We start from the raw sequence: 17,740 nt of genomic DNA on the forward strand, positions 1-17,740 counted from the left end.
GTGCCCCGGGAGAGAATGTCATTGTTCGGGGCGCGCTCCAAGTCGCTTCCCCGGCACGAGAATTGGGGGTCATTGCATGGCATTCCGTCACCTCAACGAGCTCCCGCTCGGCGACAAGGTCTTCCGGATCGAGGTCGCCAGCGAAGACGATCGCGAAGTCACCCTCACCCTGACCGGCTGGCGCGAGGGCAACGCCGCCAACCCGGTCGCCTCCGGCAAGCTCCGCCTCCCGGTGGAGGACGTCGCCTCGCTGCGGATCGCGCTCAACCGCGCGCTGCGCGCACTGGCGATCGTCGCCGACGTCTCCGAGCCGATCCCCGACCGGGACGTGCTGCGCGAGCTCTACCCCGGCCACGGCGCCCCCTGGGTCCCGCAGCACGAGGAGGAGCTGGTCCGCCGCTTCCACGACGGCGACACCATCGCCCGGATCGCCGCCCGTTACGGCCGCACGCCCGACTCCGTCCGCACCAAGCTGCGCGAACTCGGCCACGACGCGCGCCGCCCGGAGTACTGCCCGCCCGACGGCTGCCTCTCCTGGTCGCGCTACGCCTCGCCCGCCCTGCTCGGCGCCGCGGAGTAACGGACCGGGGCGTGAGGAACTGCGCGACCGACCACCCGCGCACCGTCGGCTAGGGTCGAACGCGCAGTTCCCCACACCTCTGAGAAGGACCATCCATGCCTCGCGTGATCGCCGGCGTCGCCGGAGGCCGCACCCTCGTCGTGCCGCCCGGCCGGAACACCCGTCCGACCTCCGACAAGGCGCGGGAGGCGATGTTCTCCACCGTCGAGGCGCTGTTCGGACCGATCGGCGGGGCGCGGATGCTGGACCTGTTCGCGGGCAGCGGCGCGGTCGGGCTGGAGGCGCTCTCCCGGGGCGCGGCGCACGCGCTCCTGGTGGAGGCGGACGCGGGCGCGGTGAAGGCGGTGCGGGAGAACGTCCGCGCGCTCGGCCTTCCGGGTGCGGACGTGCGGGCGGACAAGGCCGAGCGGGTGATCGCCGGCGCGCCGCCGGCCCAGCCGTACGACCTGGTGTTCCTGGACCCGCCGTACGCGGTGGAGGACGCCGTACTGCGGGAGATGCTGGTCACACTCCGCTCGGGGGGCTGGCTGTCCGAGCATGTTCTCGTCACCGTGGAACGCAGCACCCGGGGCGGAGAGTTCGGCTGGCCGGACGGCTTCGAGGGGCTGCGCTCCCGCCGGTACGGCGAGGGCACGCTCTGGTACGGTCGCGCCGCTACCGGGGCTGACGAAGACTCGTAGCCGGACACGTCCCGCCTCCCGAGGGAGCTCACCCATGCGCCGCGCCGTCTGTCCGGGGTCGTTCGATCCCATCACCAACGGACACCTCGACATCATCGAGCGGGCCTCGAAGCTGTACGACGTGGTGCACGTGGCGGTGCTGATCAACCGCAACAAGCAGGGCATGTTCACCATCGAGGAGCGGATCGGCCTGATCGAGGAGACCACCGCGCACCTGGGCAACATCCAGGTGGAGTCGCACAGCGGCCTGCTGGTGGACTTCTGCCGGGAGCGCGACATCCCGGCGATCATCAAGGGACTGCGCGCGGCCGGCGACTTCGACTACGAGCTGCAGATGGCGCAGATGAACCACGGGCTGACCGGCGTGGAGACGCTGTTCGTGCCGACCTCGCCGACGTACAGCTTCCTCTCCTCCAGCCTGGTGAAGGAAGTGGCCTCGCTCGGCGGCGACGTCTCCCACCTGCTGCCGACGGTGGTGCACGAGCGGCTGGTCGAGCGGATCGCCGAACGCCGCAACTGACCGAGGCGTTGTGAGCGGCGGGGCGGGTGGCCGTACAGTCTGTACTCCCGGCCCCGGGAGTGGCATCCGCGACCCCCGGGCACTGCCTCCGCCGCACCTCGGCGGCACACGGAAAGACTGAAGACGCCCGTGGACGTGCAGCAGAAACTCGACGAGATCATCTCCATGGTCGAGAAGGCCAAGGCCATGCCGATGTCGGCCTCCTGCGTGGTCAACCGCGCCGAGCTGACCGGCCTGCTCCGTGACCTGCGCGACGCGATGCCCGCCGAACTCGCCCAGGCGCAGTCGGTGGTGGCGGACCATCAGCAAGTGGTCGCCGACGCCCAGGCGCAGGCCGACCAGATCATCCGCGGCGCGCACGACGAGCGCGGTTCGCTGATCTCCGACACCGAGGTGGTGCGCCAGGCCCAGGCCGAGGCGGACCGCCTCCTCGCCGAGGCGCGCACCGAGGTGCAGGCGAAGCGCGTCGAGGCGGACGACTACGTCGACTCCAAGCTGGCCAACTTCGAGGTGGTGCTGACCAAGACGCTGGGCGCGGTCGGCCGCGGCCGGCAGAAGCTGCGCGGCGACTCGGGCGTCTACGAGCCGGAGAACGAGCTCGGCGAGGACGGCGAGGAGTTCCAGCCGCGGATCAGCCCCAGCCCGGAGGCGGACGAGTACGTCGACGTGAAGCTCGCCACCCTGGAGGCGGTGCTCTCCGCCACCCTGGAGGCGGTCGGCAAGGGCCGCGACAAGCTGCTCGGCAAGGCCCCGATCGACGAGCTGGGCGCCTACCTGGCCGCCGCCGACGAGGCCCAGCAGCTCAAGGACCGGGCCGAGGCGGTCGCCTCCGGCTTTGCCGCCGAGGGCGACCAGTCCTGGTACGGGGACGTCCCGCAGCAGCAGTCCTGGCCCGAGCAGACCCCGGCCGCGGCCGGCTGGCAGCACCCCGGCGAGGACCACCCCGCAGCCTCCGGCTGGGGCGACCCGCACGCCCAACCGCAGGCCCCGCAGTACGCCGAGGCGTACGGCGGCGGCTACGACCCGGCGGCGGCCCCGCAGACCGACCCGTACGGCCAGCCCTACGGGCACCAGCAGCCGGTCGACCCGTACTACCAGCAGCAGTACCAGCCGCAGCAGGGATTCGACCAGTGGGGCAACCCGCTGCCCGCCGACCCGTACGGCTACCAGCAGCAGCAGCAGCCGCAACTGCCGCAGCAGCAGGCCGGACTGGACGAGACCAGCTTCTTCGACACCAGCATGATCGACATGACCAGGCTGCGGGAGCTCGGCGGCCGGTGAACGGGCGAGTTGGGTTCGGCGCGGACTCTCCGGTAGTCTGACCACTCCGGCCTGTTCGCGCCGGGTTCGCCGTGCGCCCGCATCCGGGCCGCGCACCGCAGGAACCAACATTCGCGCCACGCAGGGATGCGTGCCGCCGCCAGGAAGTCAGGAAACCTTGAACCGCCTCGACCACCGCGACCCGCTCGTGTTCGACACGCATGAGCTCGGCCGTCGCCCCGGATCGCTGCGCAAGGTGTCCCGCGCCCTGGAGGCCCCCGCGGAGCTGGGCATCGCGGACGTGATCGGCGTTCCCGAGAAGAGCGAGATCAAGCTGGAGCTCCGGCTGGAGTCCGTGGTCGAGGGCGTGCTGGTCACCGGCACCGCCGAGGCCCACGTGACCGGCGAGTGCTCCCGTTGCCTGGAGCCGGTGGAGGACGACCTGGAGGTCGACTTCCAGGAGCTGTTTTACTACCCGGAGGCCGAGGAGCGTCACCGCGCGATCGCGGGAGACGACTTCGACGAGGAGTCCGAGGACGAGACTTACCGGCTGGAGGGCGACCTGTTCGACCTCCAGCCGGTGCTGCGTGACGCGGTGGTGCTCGCACTGCCGCTGCAGCCGGTGTGCCAGGACGACTGCCTGGGTCTGTGCTCCGAGTGCGGGGCCCGCCTGAGCGACGACCCGTCGCACCACCACGACGCCGCCGACCCCCGGTGGGCGGCCTTGCAGGGACTCTCCGCCGCCCCCGGCGACGAGGGTGACGAGGAATAAGACACAGCGCTGCCCGTGAGGGCCTCGCCGTAGAACCAGGAGATTTACCGTGGCTGTTCCGAAGCGGAAGATGTCGCGCAGCAACACGCGTCACCGCCGTTCCAACTGGAAGGCCGTCGTGCCCGCGCTCGTCGCGTGCGACCGCTGCCACGAGCCGAAGCTCGCGCACATCGCGTGCCCGAGCTGCGGCACGTACAACCGTCGCCAGGTCCTCTCGGTCTGATCGGCGGGGTGCACGGATCGATGTCGGACACTGGCAGTTCCACCCGCAAGCCGAACCCCGCGAGCAACGGGGGTAAGGGCGGCGGGCCGGCTTCGACCGAATACGACGTCCTGGAAGGGCGCCTCGGGTACCCACTTGAGCGCGCCCTTCTGGTACGTGCCCTGACCCACCGCTCGTACGCGTACGAGAACGGCGGGCTGCCCACCAACGAGCGCCTGGAGTTCCTCGGCGACTCGGTGCTGGGCCTGGTGGTGACCGACACCCTGTACCGCCTCCACCCCGAGGTGGCCGAGGGCACGCTCGCCAAACTCCGCGCCGCGGTGGTCAACTCCCGCGCGCTCGCCGAGGTCGGCCGCGGCCTGGAACTCGGCACCTTCATCCGGCTCGGCAAGGGCGAGGAAGGCACCGGCGGCCGCGACAAGTCGTCGATCCTCGCCGACACCGTCGAAGCCGTGATCGGCGCCATCTACCTCGACCAGGGGCTGGACTCCGCCACCGACTTCGTCCACCGGCTGTTCGACCCGCTGATCGCGGAATCCGCTCAGCTCGGCGCCGGACTGGACTGGAAGACCAGCCTCCAGGAACTCACCGCCGCCGTCGGCATCGGCGTTCCCGAGTACGTGGTCACCGAATCCGGCCCGGACCACGAGAAGACCTTCACCGCCGCCGCCCGGGTGGCCGGCGACGACTACGGCTCCGGCAGCGGACGCTCGAAGAAGGAAGCCGAGCAGAAGGCCGCCGAGTCCGCCTGGCGGGCCATCAAGGCCAAGCACGAGGACGCGCAGGCCGCCGGCGAGCAGCCCACCGCGACGGTCTGACCGCGCCGTGCCCGAGCTGCCCGAGGTCGAGGTCGTCCGCCGCGGTCTGGCCCGCTGGGCCGCCGGACGCACCGTCGGCGACATCGAGGTGCTGCACCCGCGCGCCGTCCGCCGCCAGGCCGGCGGCGCCGAGGAGTTCACCGCCCTGCTGCGCGGCCGGACCTTCGGCGAACCGCAGCGCCGCGGCAAGTACCTGTGGGTGCCGCTCGGCGACGGCCTGTCGATGATCGGCCACCTCGGGATGAGCGGCCAACTGCTCGTCCAGGAAGCCGCCATGGCCGAGTCCGTGCACCTGCGGGTGCGGCTCCGGTTCACCGACGGCGGCACCGAGCTGCGCTTCGTCGACCAGCGCACCTTCGGCGGCCTCGCCGTCGAGGAAGCCGAGGCCGACGACCCCGAGGCCACCCCCGTCTCGCTCGCGCACATCGCCCGCGACCCGCTCGACCCCCGCTTCGACGACGCCGCGTTCGCCGCCGCGATCAAGGCCAGGCGGACCACCGTGAAGCGCGCCCTGCTCGACCAGACCCTGATCAGCGGCGTCGGCAACATCTACGCCGACGAGGCGCTCTGGCGCAGCCGCCTGCACTACGACCGCCCCACCGCGACCCTCACCCGCCCCGCCGCGCTGACCCTGCTCCAGCACGCCCGGGACGTGATGACGGCGGCACTGGCCGTCGGCGGGACGAGCTTCGACTCGATGTACGTCAATGTCAACGGCGAGAGCGGCTACTTCTCCCGCGACCTCGACGCGTACGGCCGCGAGGGGCAGCCCTGCCGCCGCTGCGGCACGGCGATGCGCCGCGACGCCTGGATGAACCGCTCCAGCTACTCCTGCCCGAAGTGCCAGCGCCCCCCGCGCTAGGCCGTCAGGTCTGCGCGTTCTCCCGGTCGGCCTCCGCCTGCTGCAGGGCGCCCGCACTCTCGCCCTCGCCGAAGTAGGCCACACCGACCGCGCTCACCACGGCGAGCACGAAGCCGAAGCCGGCCAGCCAGCCGAGGCCGGGACGGGAGGTGTCGCCGAGCCACAGCACGCCGACCGCGCCGGGGACCACGGTCTCGCCGACCACCAGGGCGGCGGTCGCCCCGTTGACCGAGCCGACCTGCAGCGCGACCGTGTGCAGGTACATGCCGCCGAGGCCGCCGACCAGGACCGCGTACAGCGCCGGGTCGGCGAGCAGCGCGGTGACCGAGAACGGCTGGACGCCGTCCAGGATGCGCACGCCGATGCCCAGCGCGCCGAAGCCGAGACCGGACAGCAGGCCCGCCACGATCGCGCCGCCGGAGCCGAGCCGGCGGACGATCAGCGAGCCCCCGGCGATCAGCACCACCGAGCCGATCAGCAGCCACCAGTGGAAGGCCCGGGCCGCCTCGTGCCCGCCCTCCGGACCGGCGGCGACCGCGAGCAGCACCAGCGCGCCGCACAGGATCCCGATGGACAGCCACTCCAACTGGCGCAGCCGCAGCCCGAGCAGCTTCACCGAGAGCAGCGCGGTGATCACCAGGTTGGCGCTGATGATGGTCTGCGACAGGAACAGCGGCAGCAGCCTGGCGGCCAGCGCGCCCAGGCCGAAGCCGATGAAGTCCAGCACCGTACCGAGGATGAACTCCCAGGTGACGGCGGCCTTCGCGGTGGAGGACAGGCTCGGCCCGCCGTGCTCGGTGACGGTGCCGGCGGCGGCCTCCTGCCGGGCCGAGCGGCGGGCGCCGAGGGCTTGCAGCACCGACCCGGTGCCGTAGCAGGCGGACGCCGCGACGGCGGTGACGAGACCGAGGATCACCTGGGGGCTCCTGTCGGGGGAGTGGAAGATCGTCACCACTATGCCCGCTCGACGGACCCGCCCGGACCGGCCGGGGCCAACTCCGGCCGGTCGGCGGGGGTCCCGGCGGGCACTCTCGCCCTGGAGTAGGGGTCGGTCTCGGGGTCGGACGGTACCGGGGTAGGGCGTGGGTCCGGCCCGCGGACCGGTACGGTCGGGACTATGAGAACTGTGCTTCGCCGCCCCCGGACCACCGGGCCCGCCGCCGCCCTCGGGGCGGCGCTGCTCGGCCTGCTGATGGTGTTCGGGCTGTCCGCACCCGCTTCGGCCTCCGGCCTGAACGACGCGGCCGACTCGCTGAAGAAGACCCAGGTGTACGTCGACCCGGCGATGGCCGACCGGTTCTCCAAGGCCCAGGCCGACAAGCTGGCCGAGAAGCTGAAGGACGCGGACAAGCCGATCTTCATCGCGGTGCTGCCGGACAGCCCGGCGTACCCGACCAAGAACCTGTTCAGCGACCTCCGCACCAAGGTCGGCATCGTCGGCGTCTACGGGATCTGGCGCGGCAACCAGTTCGTCGCGCAGTCCGACGCCAAGGCGCTGGCGCCGAAGTCCGCCGACGCCATCGCGGGCGCCGCGTTCCGCTCCAACTCCGGCGACATCAACGCCACCGTGACCGAGTTCGTCGACTCTGCCGCCAAGCAGACCAAGGGCGACGGCCCCCAGCACAGCACCTCGATCGCCTGGATCCTCGTCCCGCTGCTGCTGCTGGTGCTGGCCGGCGCCGGCGCGTTCCTGCTGTTCCGCCGCGCCAGGAAGCGCAAGGAGGACAGGCTCCGCGCCGAACTCGCCCAGCTGCGCACCGTGGTGGACGAGGACATCACCGCGTTCGGCGAGGAGCTGGACCGGCTCGACTTCAACCCCGGCGCCGCCGACGCGGACGACGCCCAGCGCGCCGACTACACGCACGCCCTGGACTCCTACGACCGCGCCAAGCGGACCATGGACGGGGCGAAGCAGCCCGAGGACGTCCGCCCGGTGACCGAGGCGCTGGAGGACGGGCGGTTCGCGCTGGCCACCCTGGCTGCCCGCCGGGAGGGCCGGCCGCTGCCCGAGCGCCGCGTCCCGTGCTTCTTCGACCCGCGGCACGGCCCGTCCGTCGCCGACGTCCAGTGGGCCCCGCAGGGCGGCGCCCCGCGCACCGTCCCGGCCTGCGCCGACGACGCGGCCCGGCTGGCCGGCGGCCAGGAGCCGGACATCCGCACCGTGCAGACCGAGCACGGCCACCAGCCGTACTGGAACGCCGGCCCGGCCTACAGCCCCTGGGCGGGCGGCTACTTCGGCGGCGGCATGCTGCCCGGCCTGCTGGTCGGCACCATGCTCGGCTCGATGCTCTCCACCCCGAGCTACGCCTACGGCGGCGACTACGGCCACGACCACGACGCCAACGACGGCGCGGACGCCGGCGACTACTCGGGCGGCGACTTCAATTCCTCCGACTTCAACGACTCCGACTTCGGCGGCGGCGGTGACGACTTCGGTGGCGGCGGCGACTTCGGCGACTTCGGCGGCGGCGACTTCTGACACCTGATCACCCCGCGCGGCCCCCGGTCCCTCCCCGGTCCGGGGGCCGCCGGCTGTTCTCGGACCAGCTGCGCGGTGCTGGTGGCACCGGCAGGAACGGGGCCGGGACCGTCGGTGGCGCGGCCGTGGGGTGCGAGTCGGGCCGTCGTCACGTTCGGACCAGCGGCGCGGTCTCGGGGGAGCGGGTCCCGGCCGGTTCGTGGCGGCCGAGCAGCGTCAGCGCCAGGCCGCAGGACAGCAGCTGCCAGCCCGCGCCCCAGCCCAGGACCGTCCCCGGGCCGACGGCGTCCGCCAGCGGCCCGGCCAGGGCCAGCCCCACCGGGCCGAACGCGAACGCCCCCAGGGTGCCGTACGCGCTGACCCGGCCCAGCGCTTCGGGCGGAACGTGACGCTGGGTCAGGGTGGCGAAGAGGGCGCCGCAGACGATCGAGGTCACGCCCGCCCCCGCGGCCGCCACCGCCACCGCGGGCAGCGGCCATCCCAGCGCCAGCGCCCCCGAGGGCAGCGCCCAGCCCGCGGTCACCGCCACCGCGGTGCGCAGCGGTCGAGCCGGCCGGCGACCGAGCAGCAGCGTCCCGCCGAGCACCGCGCCGGCTCCGTACGCTCCCATCACCAGGCCCCAGCCGCGCGCCCCGCCCAGCCGCTCGTGGGCCAGCAGCGGGCCGAGCACCAGGAACGGCGCCCAGACCAGCAGGTTGAACAGGCAGGCCTGCGCGGCGCTCACCCACAGCCACCGCCGGGAGCCGAACTCGCCCCAGCCCGCCCGCAGTTCCGCCATCAGCCCCGGCCGGTCCCCGGTCGCACGCGCCGCGCCGGGCAGGCGCAGCAGCGCCAGCGCCGCGAAGCCCGCGGCGTACGAGGCGGCGTCCACCAGCAGTACCCAGCCGGGACCGGCGACGGCGGTGAGCAGCCCGGCGAGGGCCGGGCCGGCCACCGGGACGCCGTTCCGGACGATGCCCAGCAGCGCGTTGGCGTCGGCGAGTTCACCGGGCGGGACGAGCCGGGGCAGCAGGGCGTCCAGCCCGGGCAGGAACACCGCCTCGGCCAGGCCCCAGAGCACCATCAGCGCGGCCAGTGCCCAGACCCGGGCCTGTCCGGCGAACAGCAGCGCGGCCATCGCGGCCTGGGTCAGGCAGCGCAGCCCGTCCGAGCCGAGCATCACCCGCCGCGCCCCCAGCCGGTCGGCGGCGGCCCCGCCGAGCACCAGCAGCAGCACGATCGGCACGATCCGTGCCGCCAGCACCACGCCGAGCCCGGAACCGCCGCCACCGCCGTCCAGCACCGCGAAGGCCACCGCCACCGAGGCCATCGAGGATCCGAACAGCGAGACGGCGTAGCCCGTGAAGAAGCGGCGGAACTCCCGCCCGTGCAGGACGGCGAGCCGCCGCGAGGTCAGCTTCATGACCGGCAGGTTGCCCCGCCGCCGGGCCTCCCGGCAAGGCTTTCCGCCGAAATACTTGAGCGTTGAGGTGTCAAGGTTATCGGCCATCGGATCGGCCGCAGTAAATAGCCGATTTACCGCAGTGGGAGCCGTATTGACGCCTTCTCGGCGACCGCGATTTACTGCGGATATGACACCTGTGGAGTTCGCCGTCGCGGCCGAGCGCTACCTGGCGGCCGCCCCGCTCGCGGAGGGCTCCCGCCGGGTCTACCGGATCGCCCTGCACACCTGGGCCTGGCTGCTGGTCGGCCGCACCCCGCCGAGCGGGGCCGAGCGGCGGCGGGCCGCCCCGCCGGTGCTGCCGCTCGCCGTCCTGGACGGGCCGGACGCCTCCCGGCGGGTGGCGGAGGCCTTCGCAGCCCGCGCCGGCACGGTCGGTGCGCGGACCGCCAACCGCGAGCTGTCCGCACTGCGGGCCGCCCTTCGCTGGTGGTGCGCCCGGGGCTGGCTGGCCGCCGACCCGGCCGAGGGGCTGCGCCCGCTGCCCGCAGCGCCGGCGACCGGACTGACGGAGGCCCAGGTGCGCGCCGTGCTGGCGCTCCGGGCGCCGCTGCGCGAGAAGGTGCTGTGGCACCTGGTGCGCGAGACGGGCGCCCCGATCGAACGCCTGCTGGCGCTGGACGTCGACCGGCTCGACCTGGCGAACCGGCAGGCCCGCACCGGCGGCGGCGAGCGCCCGCTGCGCTGGCGCGGGGGCAGTGCCCGGCTGCTGCCGCTGCTGGTGGCCGGGCGCAGCGCCGGTCCGCTGTTCCTCACCGGTCGCCGCGCCCCGGCCGGCACGCCGCCGTCCGACCGCTGCCCGCTCACCGGCCGGGGCCGGCTCTCCTACCGGCGGGCGGCCGAGCTGTTCACCGCCGCCACCGCGCCGCTGGACCCGGACGGCCGCGGGTGGACGCTGCACGCGCTGGCCGAGCCGGGGTCGAGGTGACGCCCGGCCGGCGGGCCGGTCCGCGCCGATGAGGTGAAGCCGGGCGGCGCGGTGCGGAGGGTCGGTGGAAGGGGCGTGAAGTGCGTTCCGTGCGCCCCCGATCTGCCCGACTATGGTCAACGCATGCAAGGTCACGACAGCCACCGTTCGGTCCGCGCCACCATCTGGGTGCGCGGGCGCGTCCAGCAGGTGGGGTTCCGCTGGTGGACCAGGGCCAGGGCTCTGGAGATCGGGCTGACGGGATACACGAGCAACCTCGGGGACGGCCGCGTCCAGGTCGTCGCCGAGGGATCGCGAGCGGACTGCGAGCGGCTGCTCGCCGCGCTGCGCGGACCCGGAACGCCAGGTCAGGTCAGTGGGGTCACCGAGATCTGGACCGCCGTGGGCCGCGGGTACCAGGGCTTCGCGATCAGATGAGCACACCGCGGTTGCCGGTCGGAGGAGAGCCGCCGGCAACTGCCGGTGTCATGCGGTTGCCTTTGGGGCAGACTCGTGGTTGACTCCGCAACGTAGTGATCCACTGTCCCGACCGATGGCGTGTCCGTTCCGCCATGCCGGTGACAGGGTCGCGGTAGCGTGCGGTGATCGTGTTGACCCGTACGGTCTTTGGTGAGACGCTGGAAACCCGCGTACAGGTCTGCGTTTACCGGCGGGGCAATGCCGTGTGGGTGCGTCGTGAGGACGCTCTCAGCTGCGGCTGCCCTCGTAGTGCCCAGCCAGCACGTCCGGCGCGCAGGCGCGTACGCATCCCTTCCCCCAGACCCACACCGTACACGGTTCGGTCACTCAGCGTGGAGGACCATACATCATGGCAAAGGCGCTTCTCGGGTACGTCGGCGGCCCCGACCCGCGAATGCTCTCCGAGATGCGACGGCTGCAGGCGCGCGTCCAGGACCTGGAGAACGAGCTCAGCAAGCTCCAGGCCGAGAACGATGCCCTGACCGCTGTCGCTGACGAGCACTCGCTGCTCAGCAGCATCGATCTGGACCAGCGCGAGCCGGCCCTGACCTGACCGTCGCTCGCGGCCTCCGCACCTGAGGCCTCCACGAACGACGCCGTGATGCACTGAGCTTCCCCGACGAGGGGATGGCAGCCTGCAAGGGACGTCCGGGACGGACGTCCCTTCGTCGTGTTCGAGACGTTCTTCTGCCGTAAGGTGCCCCGCCCCCGGCGTGGTCAAACCGCGACCTGAGGGCTGCCCGGAGGCTCGGCCGGATACAGTCGCCGAGCGGCACCGGACAGCGCGAGGCGAGGAGGCGGGCGGGGTGCACCTGAAGAGCCTGACCCTGCGCGGGTTCAAGTCCTTCGCCTCGGCGACCACGCTGCGCTTCGAGCCCGGCATCACCTGCGTGGTCGGCCCGAACGGCTCCGGCAAGTCCAACGTCGTCGACGCGCTGTCCTGGGTGATGGGCGAGCAGGGCGCCAAGTCGCTGCGCGGCGGCAAGATGGAGGACGTCATCTTCGCCGGCACCAGCGGGCGCCCCCCGCTCGGCCGCGCCGAAGTCAGCCTCACCATCGACAACACCGACGGCGCCCTGCCGATCGACTACTCCGAGGTCACCATCACGCGGACGATGTTCCGCAACGGCGGCAGCGAGTACGCGCTGAACGGCACCGTCTGCCGGCTGCTCGACATCCAGGAACTGCTCTCCGACTCCGGCATCGGCCGCGAGATGCACGTCATCGTCGGCCAGGGCCAACTGGACTCCGTGCTGCACGCCGACCCGATGGGGCGGCGGGCCTTCATCGAGGAGGCAGCCGGCGTCCTCAAGCACCGCAAGCGCAAGGAGAAGGCGCTGCGGAAACTCGACGCGATGCAGGCCAACCTCAACCGGGTCCAGGACCTGGTCTCCGAACTGCGCCGCCAGCTCGGCCCGTTGGGTCGGCAGGCGAAGATCGCCCGGCGGGCCGCCGGGATCCAGGCCGAACTGCGCGACTCCCGGCTGCGCCTGCTCGCCGACGACCTGCTCACCCTGCGCCGGGCCGTCGAGGCGGAGGTCGCCGACGAACTCGCGCTGAAACTGCGCCGCACCACCGTCGAACAGGAACTCGCCGCCGCGATCCAGCGCGAAGCCGTCCTGGAGGCCCAGGTCGAACAGCTCGGGCCCGCCCTGGAGGCCGCCCGGCAGACCTGGTACCGGCTCTCCTCGCTCGCCGAGCGCACCCGCGGCACCATCGGACTCGCCGAAGCCAGGGTCCGCGCCGCCGCCACCGCCGGGCAGCTGGAGGAACGGCGCGGCCGCGACCCGGAGGACCTGGAACGAGAGGCCGCCCGGGTCCGCGAGGAGGAAGCCGCCCTCGAAGAGGCCCTGGAGCAGGCGCAGTACGCGCTCGCGGAGGCCGTCGAGGAACGCGCCGACCTCGAACGCGCGCTCGCCGCCGAGGAGCTGCGACTCAAGGCGGCCGCCCGGGCGATCGCCGACCGGCGCGAGGGGCTTGCCCGACTGCAGGGCCAGGCCGCCGCCGCCCGCTCCCGCGCCACCGCCGCCGAGGCCGAGATCGAACGGCTCGCCACCGCCCGCGACGAAGCCCTGCTGCGCGCCGAGTCCGCCCAGGCCGAGTACGAGCAACTCCGCGAGCACAGCGAGGAGTCCGCCGCCGGTGACGAGGAACTCGACGGCCGCCACGAACGGGCCCGGGAGGCGCTGAAGGACGCCGAACGCGCGGTGTCCGCCGCCCGCGAGGCGCTCACCGCCGCCGAGAAGGAACGCGCCGCGCTCACCGCCCGGCACGACGCCCTGGCCCTCGGCCTGCGTCGCAAGGACGGCAGCGGCGCCCTGCTCGGACGCCCCGGCGTGCTCGGCCCCGCGGCCGAACTCCTGCTGGTGGAACCCGGGTTCGAGCTGGCCGTGGCCGCCGGGCTGGGCGCCGCGGCCGAGGCCGTCACGGTCTCCGGCACGGCCGCCGCCGCGGCGGCGCTGGCCTGGCTGCGCGCGGAGGACGGCGGGCGGGCCGCGCTGCTGATCGCGGACGGCACGGCGGCCGTCGACCCGTCGGCGCTGCCCGTGGGCGCGCGCTGGGCGGGGGCGCTGGTCGGCGGCCCGGCCGAGGTCGCCGCCGCCGCCCGGCGGCTGCTGGAACGCACCGCGGTGGTCGAGGACCTGGACGCCGCCCAGCGGTTGATCGCCGCCGAGCCGCGGTGGACGGCCGTCACCCGGGACGGCGACCTGCTCTCCGCCGCGCTCGCGCACGGCGGCTCGGCCGGCGCGCCCAGCCCGTTGGAGACCCAGGCCGCGGTCACCGAGGCCGCCCGCGGCATCGCGGAACTCGACGTCCGCTGCGCGCAGTTGACCGAAGATCTGGCCGCCGCCCGCGACTGGCGCAGCGAACTGGCCGCGGAGGTCGAACAGTTGGCGGTCCTGCGCCGGCAGGGCGAGAAGCAGCGCGCCGAACTCGCCGGTGCGCTCGGACGGTCCGGCGGCGCCGCCCGGGCCGCCGCCGGCGAGGCCGAACGCACCGCCACCGCCGCCGCCAAGGCCGAGAGCGGCCTCGCCGAGGCCCGCGCCGCCGCCGAGGAACTCGCCGAACGCCTCGCCGTCGCCGAGGAGTCGGCCGACAGCGGCGAGGACGAGCCCGACCCCGCCGAACGCGACCGGCTCAACACCGCCTCCGCCGCTGCCCGGCAGACCGAGATGGAGTCCCGGCTGGCCGTCCGCACCCACGAGGAGCGGGTCCGCGGACTCGCGGGCCGCGCCGACCAGTTGGACCGCGCCGCCCGCGCCGAGCGGGAGGCCAGGGCGCGCGCCGCCGAACGCCGCGCCCGCGCCCGCCGCGAGTCCGCCGTCGCCACCGCCGTCGCCGCCGGCGCCCGGCAGCTGCTCGGCCGGATCGAGGAGACCCTCGCCGCCGCCGAGACCGACCGGGCCGCCGTCGAAGCCGACCGCGCCGCCCGCGAGGGCGAACTGCGGCAGTTCCGCGAACACGGCCGCGAACTCAAGGCCGAACTCGACCGGCTGGTCGACGCCGGCCACCGGGACGAGGTGCTGCGGGCGGAGAAGAAGCTGCGGATCGAGCAACTGGAGTCAAAGGCGCTGGAGGAGTTCGGCATCGAGGGCGGCGACCTGCTCGGCGGCTACGGCCCCGACCGGCCGGTCCCCGCCCCGCCGCCCGAGGACGGCGCGGAGCCCGGCGAACCCCGCCCCTACGTCCGCGCCGAGGTGGAGAAGCGGCTCAAGGCCGCCGAACGCGCGTACCAGCAGCTCGGCAAGGTCAACCCGCTCGCGCTGGAGGAGTTCGCCGCGCTGGAGGCCCGCCACCAGTTCCTCGGCGAACAGCTCGACGACCTGCGCAGGAGCCGCCGCGACCTGATGGACATCGTCCGCGACGTCGACACCCGGGTCGAGCAGCTCTTCACCGCGGCCTACCACGACACCGCCGCCCAGTTCGAAGGCGTCTTCTCCCGGCTGTTCCCCGGCGGCGAGGGCCGGCTGATCCTCACCGACCCCGAGAACATGCTCACCACCGGCGTCGAGGTCGAGGCCCGCCCGCCGGGCAAGAAGGTCAAGCGCCTCTCGCTGCTCTCCGGCGGCGAGCGCTCGCTGACCGCCGTCGCGCTGCTGGTGTCGATCTTCAAGGCCCGGCCCAGCCCGTTCTACGTCATGGACGAGGTCGAGGCCGCGCTGGACGAAACCAATCTGCGCCGGCTGATCGCGATCATGGAGGAGCTCCGGGAGAGCTCCCAACTGATCGTCATCACCCACCAGAAGCTCACCATGGAGTCCGCCGACGCCCTCTACGGCGTCACCATGAAGGGCGACGGCATCTCCCAGGTGATCAGCCAGCGGCTGCGCATGCCCGGGCAGAAAGAAACACGGAACAGCACGACATAGGCGCTAAGTGATACTGGACGGGTTATGGAATACGTGATCCTTGCCGTTGTCATCGCGGTGGTCGCCATCGGCGCGATCACCGGACTCGTCGTTTCCGGCAGACGACGCAAAGAGCTGAGCAAGCCCGAGCAGGCCCCGGTCATCACCGCGCCGAAGGCCGAACCGAAGGCGGAGCCCAGGGCCGAGCCCGAGGCAGAGCCCGGGGCCGGACCGGAGGTCCAGCCCGAAGCCGAGGTCCAGCCCGAGGCCGAGCCGCAGGCCGGGCCCGCGGTCGAGGAGCCCACCGCCGCCGAGGCCGAGGCCGCGCCCGAGATCGAGGTGCCCGAGCCGACGGCCGGACGCCTGGTCCGGCTGCGCTCCCGGCTCTCCCGCTCGCAGTCCACCCTCGGCAAGGGCCTGCTCACCCTGCTCTCCCGCGACCGCCTCGACGAGGACACCTGGGAGGAGATCGAGGAGACCCTGCTCACCGCGGACGTCGGCGTCGGCGCCACCCAGGAACTCGTCGACAACCTGCGCACCCGGGTCAAGGTCCTCGGCACCCGCACCCCCGACGAACTGCGCAGCCTGCTCCGCGAGGAACTCGTCAAGCTGATCGGCCCCGAGACCGACCGCACCGTCCACTCCGTCAAGCGCGCGGACGGACCGGCCGTCGTGCTGGTCGTCGGCGTCAACGGCGTCGGCAAGACCACCACCACCGGCAAGCTCGCCCGGGTCCTGGTCGCCGACGGGCGCAGGGTCGTGCTCGGCGCCGCCGACACCTTCCGGGCCGCCGCCGCCGACCAGCTCCAGACCTGGGGCGAGCGGGTCGGCGCCCACACCGTCCGCGGGCCCGAGGGCGGCGACCCCGCGTCCGTCGCCTTCGACGCCGTCAAGCAGGGCATCGCCGACGGCGTCGACACCGTCCTGGTCGACACCGCCGGACGCCTGCACACCAAGACCGGCCTGATGGACGAGCTCGGCAAGGTCAAGCGCGTCGTCGAGAAGCACGGGCCGGTCGACGAGGTGCTGCTGGTGCTCGACGCCACCACCGGTCAGAACGGCCTGGTCCAGGCCCGGGTGTTCGCCGAGGTCGTGGACATCACCGGGATCGTGCTCACCAAGCTGGACGGCACCGCGAAGGGCGGCATCGTCATCTCGGTGCAGCGCGAGCTCGGCGTGCCGGTCAAGCTGATCGGGCTCGGCGAGGGCGCGGACGACCTGGCGCCGTTCGAGCCGGGGGCGTTCGTGGACGCGCTGCTGGGCTGAGGGCTCGTCAGCAGGGTCCGTCCGGGGAGTGGTGTTCCCTCCCCGGACGGACCCTGCTGCGTGTCAGCTGGCGTATTCGGCCTCGCGGTCGCGGGTGCGGTGGCAGGCGTAGGCGAGGGTGCCGAGCAGCAGGCGGGCCTCCGGCGGGGGAGTGTCGGCGGTGGGGCGGCGCAGCCAGCGCATCGGGCCGAGGGCGCCCAGCGGGGTGGGCGGGGCGGCCAGGTAGGAGCCGAGGCCGTGGCAGGTGAGGTCCAGCGAGGCGTCGTCCCAGCCCATCCGGTACAGCAGGTCGGGGAGGCGCTCGGCGGTCCCGGGGGCGACGAAGAGCAGCAGCCGGCCGGCGGGGGAGGCCAGCACCGGACCGACCTGGGTGCCCATCCGCTCCAGCCGGACCAGGGCCTGCAGGCCGGGCTGGGCCGGGACGTCCAGGACGTCGAACTGATGGCCCGTCGGGAACAGCAGCGGGGCGTCCGCCGGACATCGGGCGGCGAGTTCGGCGGCGGTCGCGCCGGGCGCGACCGCCGGGCCGACCAGGTGGTGCAGGTTGGGCGCGGCGCAGCGCGGCACGCCGCAGTCGCAGCGGGTGCCGTGGTGCGGGGGCGGGCTGCCGGCGGCGAGCGTCCAGCCCCAGCGCTCGGAGTACTCGGCGGCGGCCTGCAGCGCGGTGGGCCGGGTGCGGCGGCGGGCGCCGAGCGGGGTGAGCCGAAGGGTGCCGAACAGCTTGTCCATGCCTCCCCCAACCGCTTCCGGTTGCCGGTGGTTACGGGAGCGTGACGTTGAGTCGCCGGTCGGGCGCGTGGTGCGGGGTGCGAGGGCGGCGCGCGCGGACCGGCGCACACCGATCCGGGTGGCGCGGGCGAGCAGGCGCCTTGCACCTGCACTTCGGATGCCGGATCGTCGTTGCCGCACCTGTGCCTCCGTCGGGTCCGGGCATGTGCCGGGGTCATGCCGCACTGACTCATAGTGAAGCGCGGCTCCCGGTCCGGTAGTTCACTCGTGGGGGTGGCGAAAGGTGGCGTTTCTCGGACGTTGCTCCCCCGGATGGCGGAGGCGCGCTACGTTCGGCATACGGAACGCAGTCGACCGGTCACGCGGCCGGCGGA

General features: G+C 73.5%; 17 protein-coding genes. 14 read left to right on the forward strand and 3 right to left on the reverse strand.

Annotated features, from left to right (window positions below; genetic code table 11):
• Window positions 1–76: 76 nt before the first annotated feature.
• The 8 genes from BX266_RS23460 (at window position 77) to mutM (ending at window position 5,715) form a co-directional block, all read left to right on the forward strand.
• A complete protein-coding gene (locus BX266_RS23460) occupies window positions 77–580 on the forward strand; it encodes a hypothetical protein (protein WP_099902830.1) in 504 nt (167 codons plus the stop codon).
• 95 nt (window positions 581–675) lie between these two features.
• Window positions 676–1,260: a 16S rRNA (guanine(966)-N(2))-methyltransferase RsmD gene (gene rsmD / locus BX266_RS23465; protein ID WP_099902831.1), complete on the forward strand. Its 585-nt coding sequence runs from the start codon at window positions 676–678 to the stop codon at window positions 1,258–1,260.
• A 34-nt stretch (window positions 1,261–1,294) separates the two neighbouring features.
• Window positions 1,295–1,780 carry a pantetheine-phosphate adenylyltransferase gene (coaD, locus tag BX266_RS23470; protein WP_099902833.1) on the forward strand — a complete coding sequence of 162 codons (486 nt, stop codon included), beginning with the start codon at window positions 1,295–1,297 and terminating at the stop codon, window positions 1,778–1,780.
• Window positions 1,781–1,909: 129 nt separating this feature from the next.
• Window positions 1,910–3,061, forward strand: a complete 1,152-nt coding sequence (locus tag BX266_RS23475) for an ATP synthase F0 subunit B (protein WP_099902834.1) — start codon at window positions 1,910–1,912, stop codon at window positions 3,059–3,061.
• A gap of 157 nt (window positions 3,062–3,218) precedes the next feature.
• Window positions 3,219–3,812, forward strand: a complete 594-nt coding sequence (locus BX266_RS23480; protein ID WP_099902836.1) for a DUF177 domain-containing protein — start codon at window positions 3,219–3,221, stop codon at window positions 3,810–3,812.
• Window positions 3,813–3,861: 49 nt separating this feature from the next.
• Window positions 3,862–4,035: a 50S ribosomal protein L32 gene (rpmF, locus tag BX266_RS23485; RefSeq protein WP_035866499.1), complete on the forward strand. Its 174-nt coding sequence runs from the start codon at window positions 3,862–3,864 to the stop codon at window positions 4,033–4,035.
• A gap of 20 nt (window positions 4,036–4,055) precedes the next feature.
• Window positions 4,056–4,853, forward strand: coding sequence for a ribonuclease III (gene rnc / locus BX266_RS23490; RefSeq protein WP_099902837.1), 798 nt, complete (start codon window positions 4,056–4,058; stop codon window positions 4,851–4,853).
• A gap of 7 nt (window positions 4,854–4,860) precedes the next feature.
• On the forward strand, window positions 4,861–5,715 hold the full coding sequence (gene mutM / locus BX266_RS23495; RefSeq protein WP_099902839.1) for a bifunctional DNA-formamidopyrimidine glycosylase/DNA-(apurinic or apyrimidinic site) lyase: 855 nt from the start codon (window positions 4,861–4,863) through the stop codon (window positions 5,713–5,715).
• Window positions 5,716–5,719: 4 nt separating this feature from the next.
• On the opposite strand, the gene BX266_RS23500 is transcribed toward mutM, so the two are convergent.
• Entirely contained in the window at window positions 5,720–6,631 is a 912-nt protein-coding gene (locus BX266_RS23500; RefSeq protein ID WP_099902841.1) for a hypothetical protein, read from the reverse strand.
• 201 nt (window positions 6,632–6,832) lie between these two features.
• Between BX266_RS23500 and BX266_RS23505 the strand changes: the two genes are divergently transcribed.
• Window positions 6,833–8,194, forward strand: a complete 1,362-nt coding sequence (locus BX266_RS23505) for a hypothetical protein (RefSeq protein WP_099902843.1) — start codon at window positions 6,833–6,835, stop codon at window positions 8,192–8,194.
• Between the two features lie 148 nt (window positions 8,195–8,342).
• On the opposite strand, the gene BX266_RS23510 is transcribed toward BX266_RS23505, so the two are convergent.
• Complete coding sequence (locus tag BX266_RS23510; RefSeq protein WP_099902845.1) at window positions 8,343–9,596, reverse strand: MFS transporter; 1,254 nt, start codon at window positions 9,594–9,596, stop codon at window positions 8,343–8,345.
• 169 nt (window positions 9,597–9,765) lie between these two features.
• Between BX266_RS23510 and BX266_RS23515 the strand changes: the two genes are divergently transcribed.
• The 5 genes from BX266_RS23515 to ftsY all read left to right on the forward strand — a co-directional run bounded on the left by BX266_RS23515 (window position 9,766) and on the right by ftsY (window position 16,637).
• On the forward strand, window positions 9,766–10,563 hold the full coding sequence (locus BX266_RS23515) for a hypothetical protein (RefSeq protein WP_180290587.1): 798 nt from the start codon (window positions 9,766–9,768) through the stop codon (window positions 10,561–10,563).
• A 123-nt stretch (window positions 10,564–10,686) separates the two neighbouring features.
• Window positions 10,687–10,980 carry an acylphosphatase gene (locus BX266_RS23520; protein ID WP_099902849.1) on the forward strand — a complete coding sequence of 98 codons (294 nt, stop codon included), beginning with the start codon at window positions 10,687–10,689 and terminating at the stop codon, window positions 10,978–10,980.
• Window positions 10,981–11,371: 391 nt separating this feature from the next.
• Window positions 11,372–11,575 (forward strand): hypothetical protein, encoded by a 204-nt coding sequence (locus BX266_RS23525; RefSeq protein WP_099902851.1) that lies wholly within the window; start codon window positions 11,372–11,374, stop codon window positions 11,573–11,575.
• 253 nt (window positions 11,576–11,828) lie between these two features.
• Window positions 11,829–15,392 (forward strand): chromosome segregation protein SMC, encoded by a 3,564-nt coding sequence (gene smc / locus BX266_RS23530; protein ID WP_099902853.1) that lies wholly within the window; start codon window positions 11,829–11,831, stop codon window positions 15,390–15,392.
• A 24-nt stretch (window positions 15,393–15,416) separates the two neighbouring features.
• The gene (gene ftsY, locus BX266_RS23535; RefSeq protein ID WP_099902855.1) at window positions 15,417–16,637 is read left to right on the forward strand and encodes a signal recognition particle-docking protein FtsY; all 1,221 of its coding nucleotides are present in this window, start codon (window positions 15,417–15,419) and stop codon (window positions 16,635–16,637) included.
• Window positions 16,638–16,700: 63 nt separating this feature from the next.
• Here the strand turns inward: ftsY and BX266_RS23540 are convergent, their stop codons facing one another.
• Window positions 16,701–17,366 (reverse strand): bifunctional DNA primase/polymerase, encoded by a 666-nt coding sequence (locus BX266_RS23540; protein ID WP_099902857.1) that lies wholly within the window; start codon window positions 17,364–17,366, stop codon window positions 16,701–16,703.
• Window positions 17,367–17,740 lie beyond the last annotated feature (374 nt).

The sequence above is a fragment of the Streptomyces sp. TLI_171 genome (genome assembly GCF_003610255.1).
Classification (GTDB): domain Bacteria; phylum Actinomycetota; class Actinomycetes; order Streptomycetales; family Streptomycetaceae; genus Kitasatospora.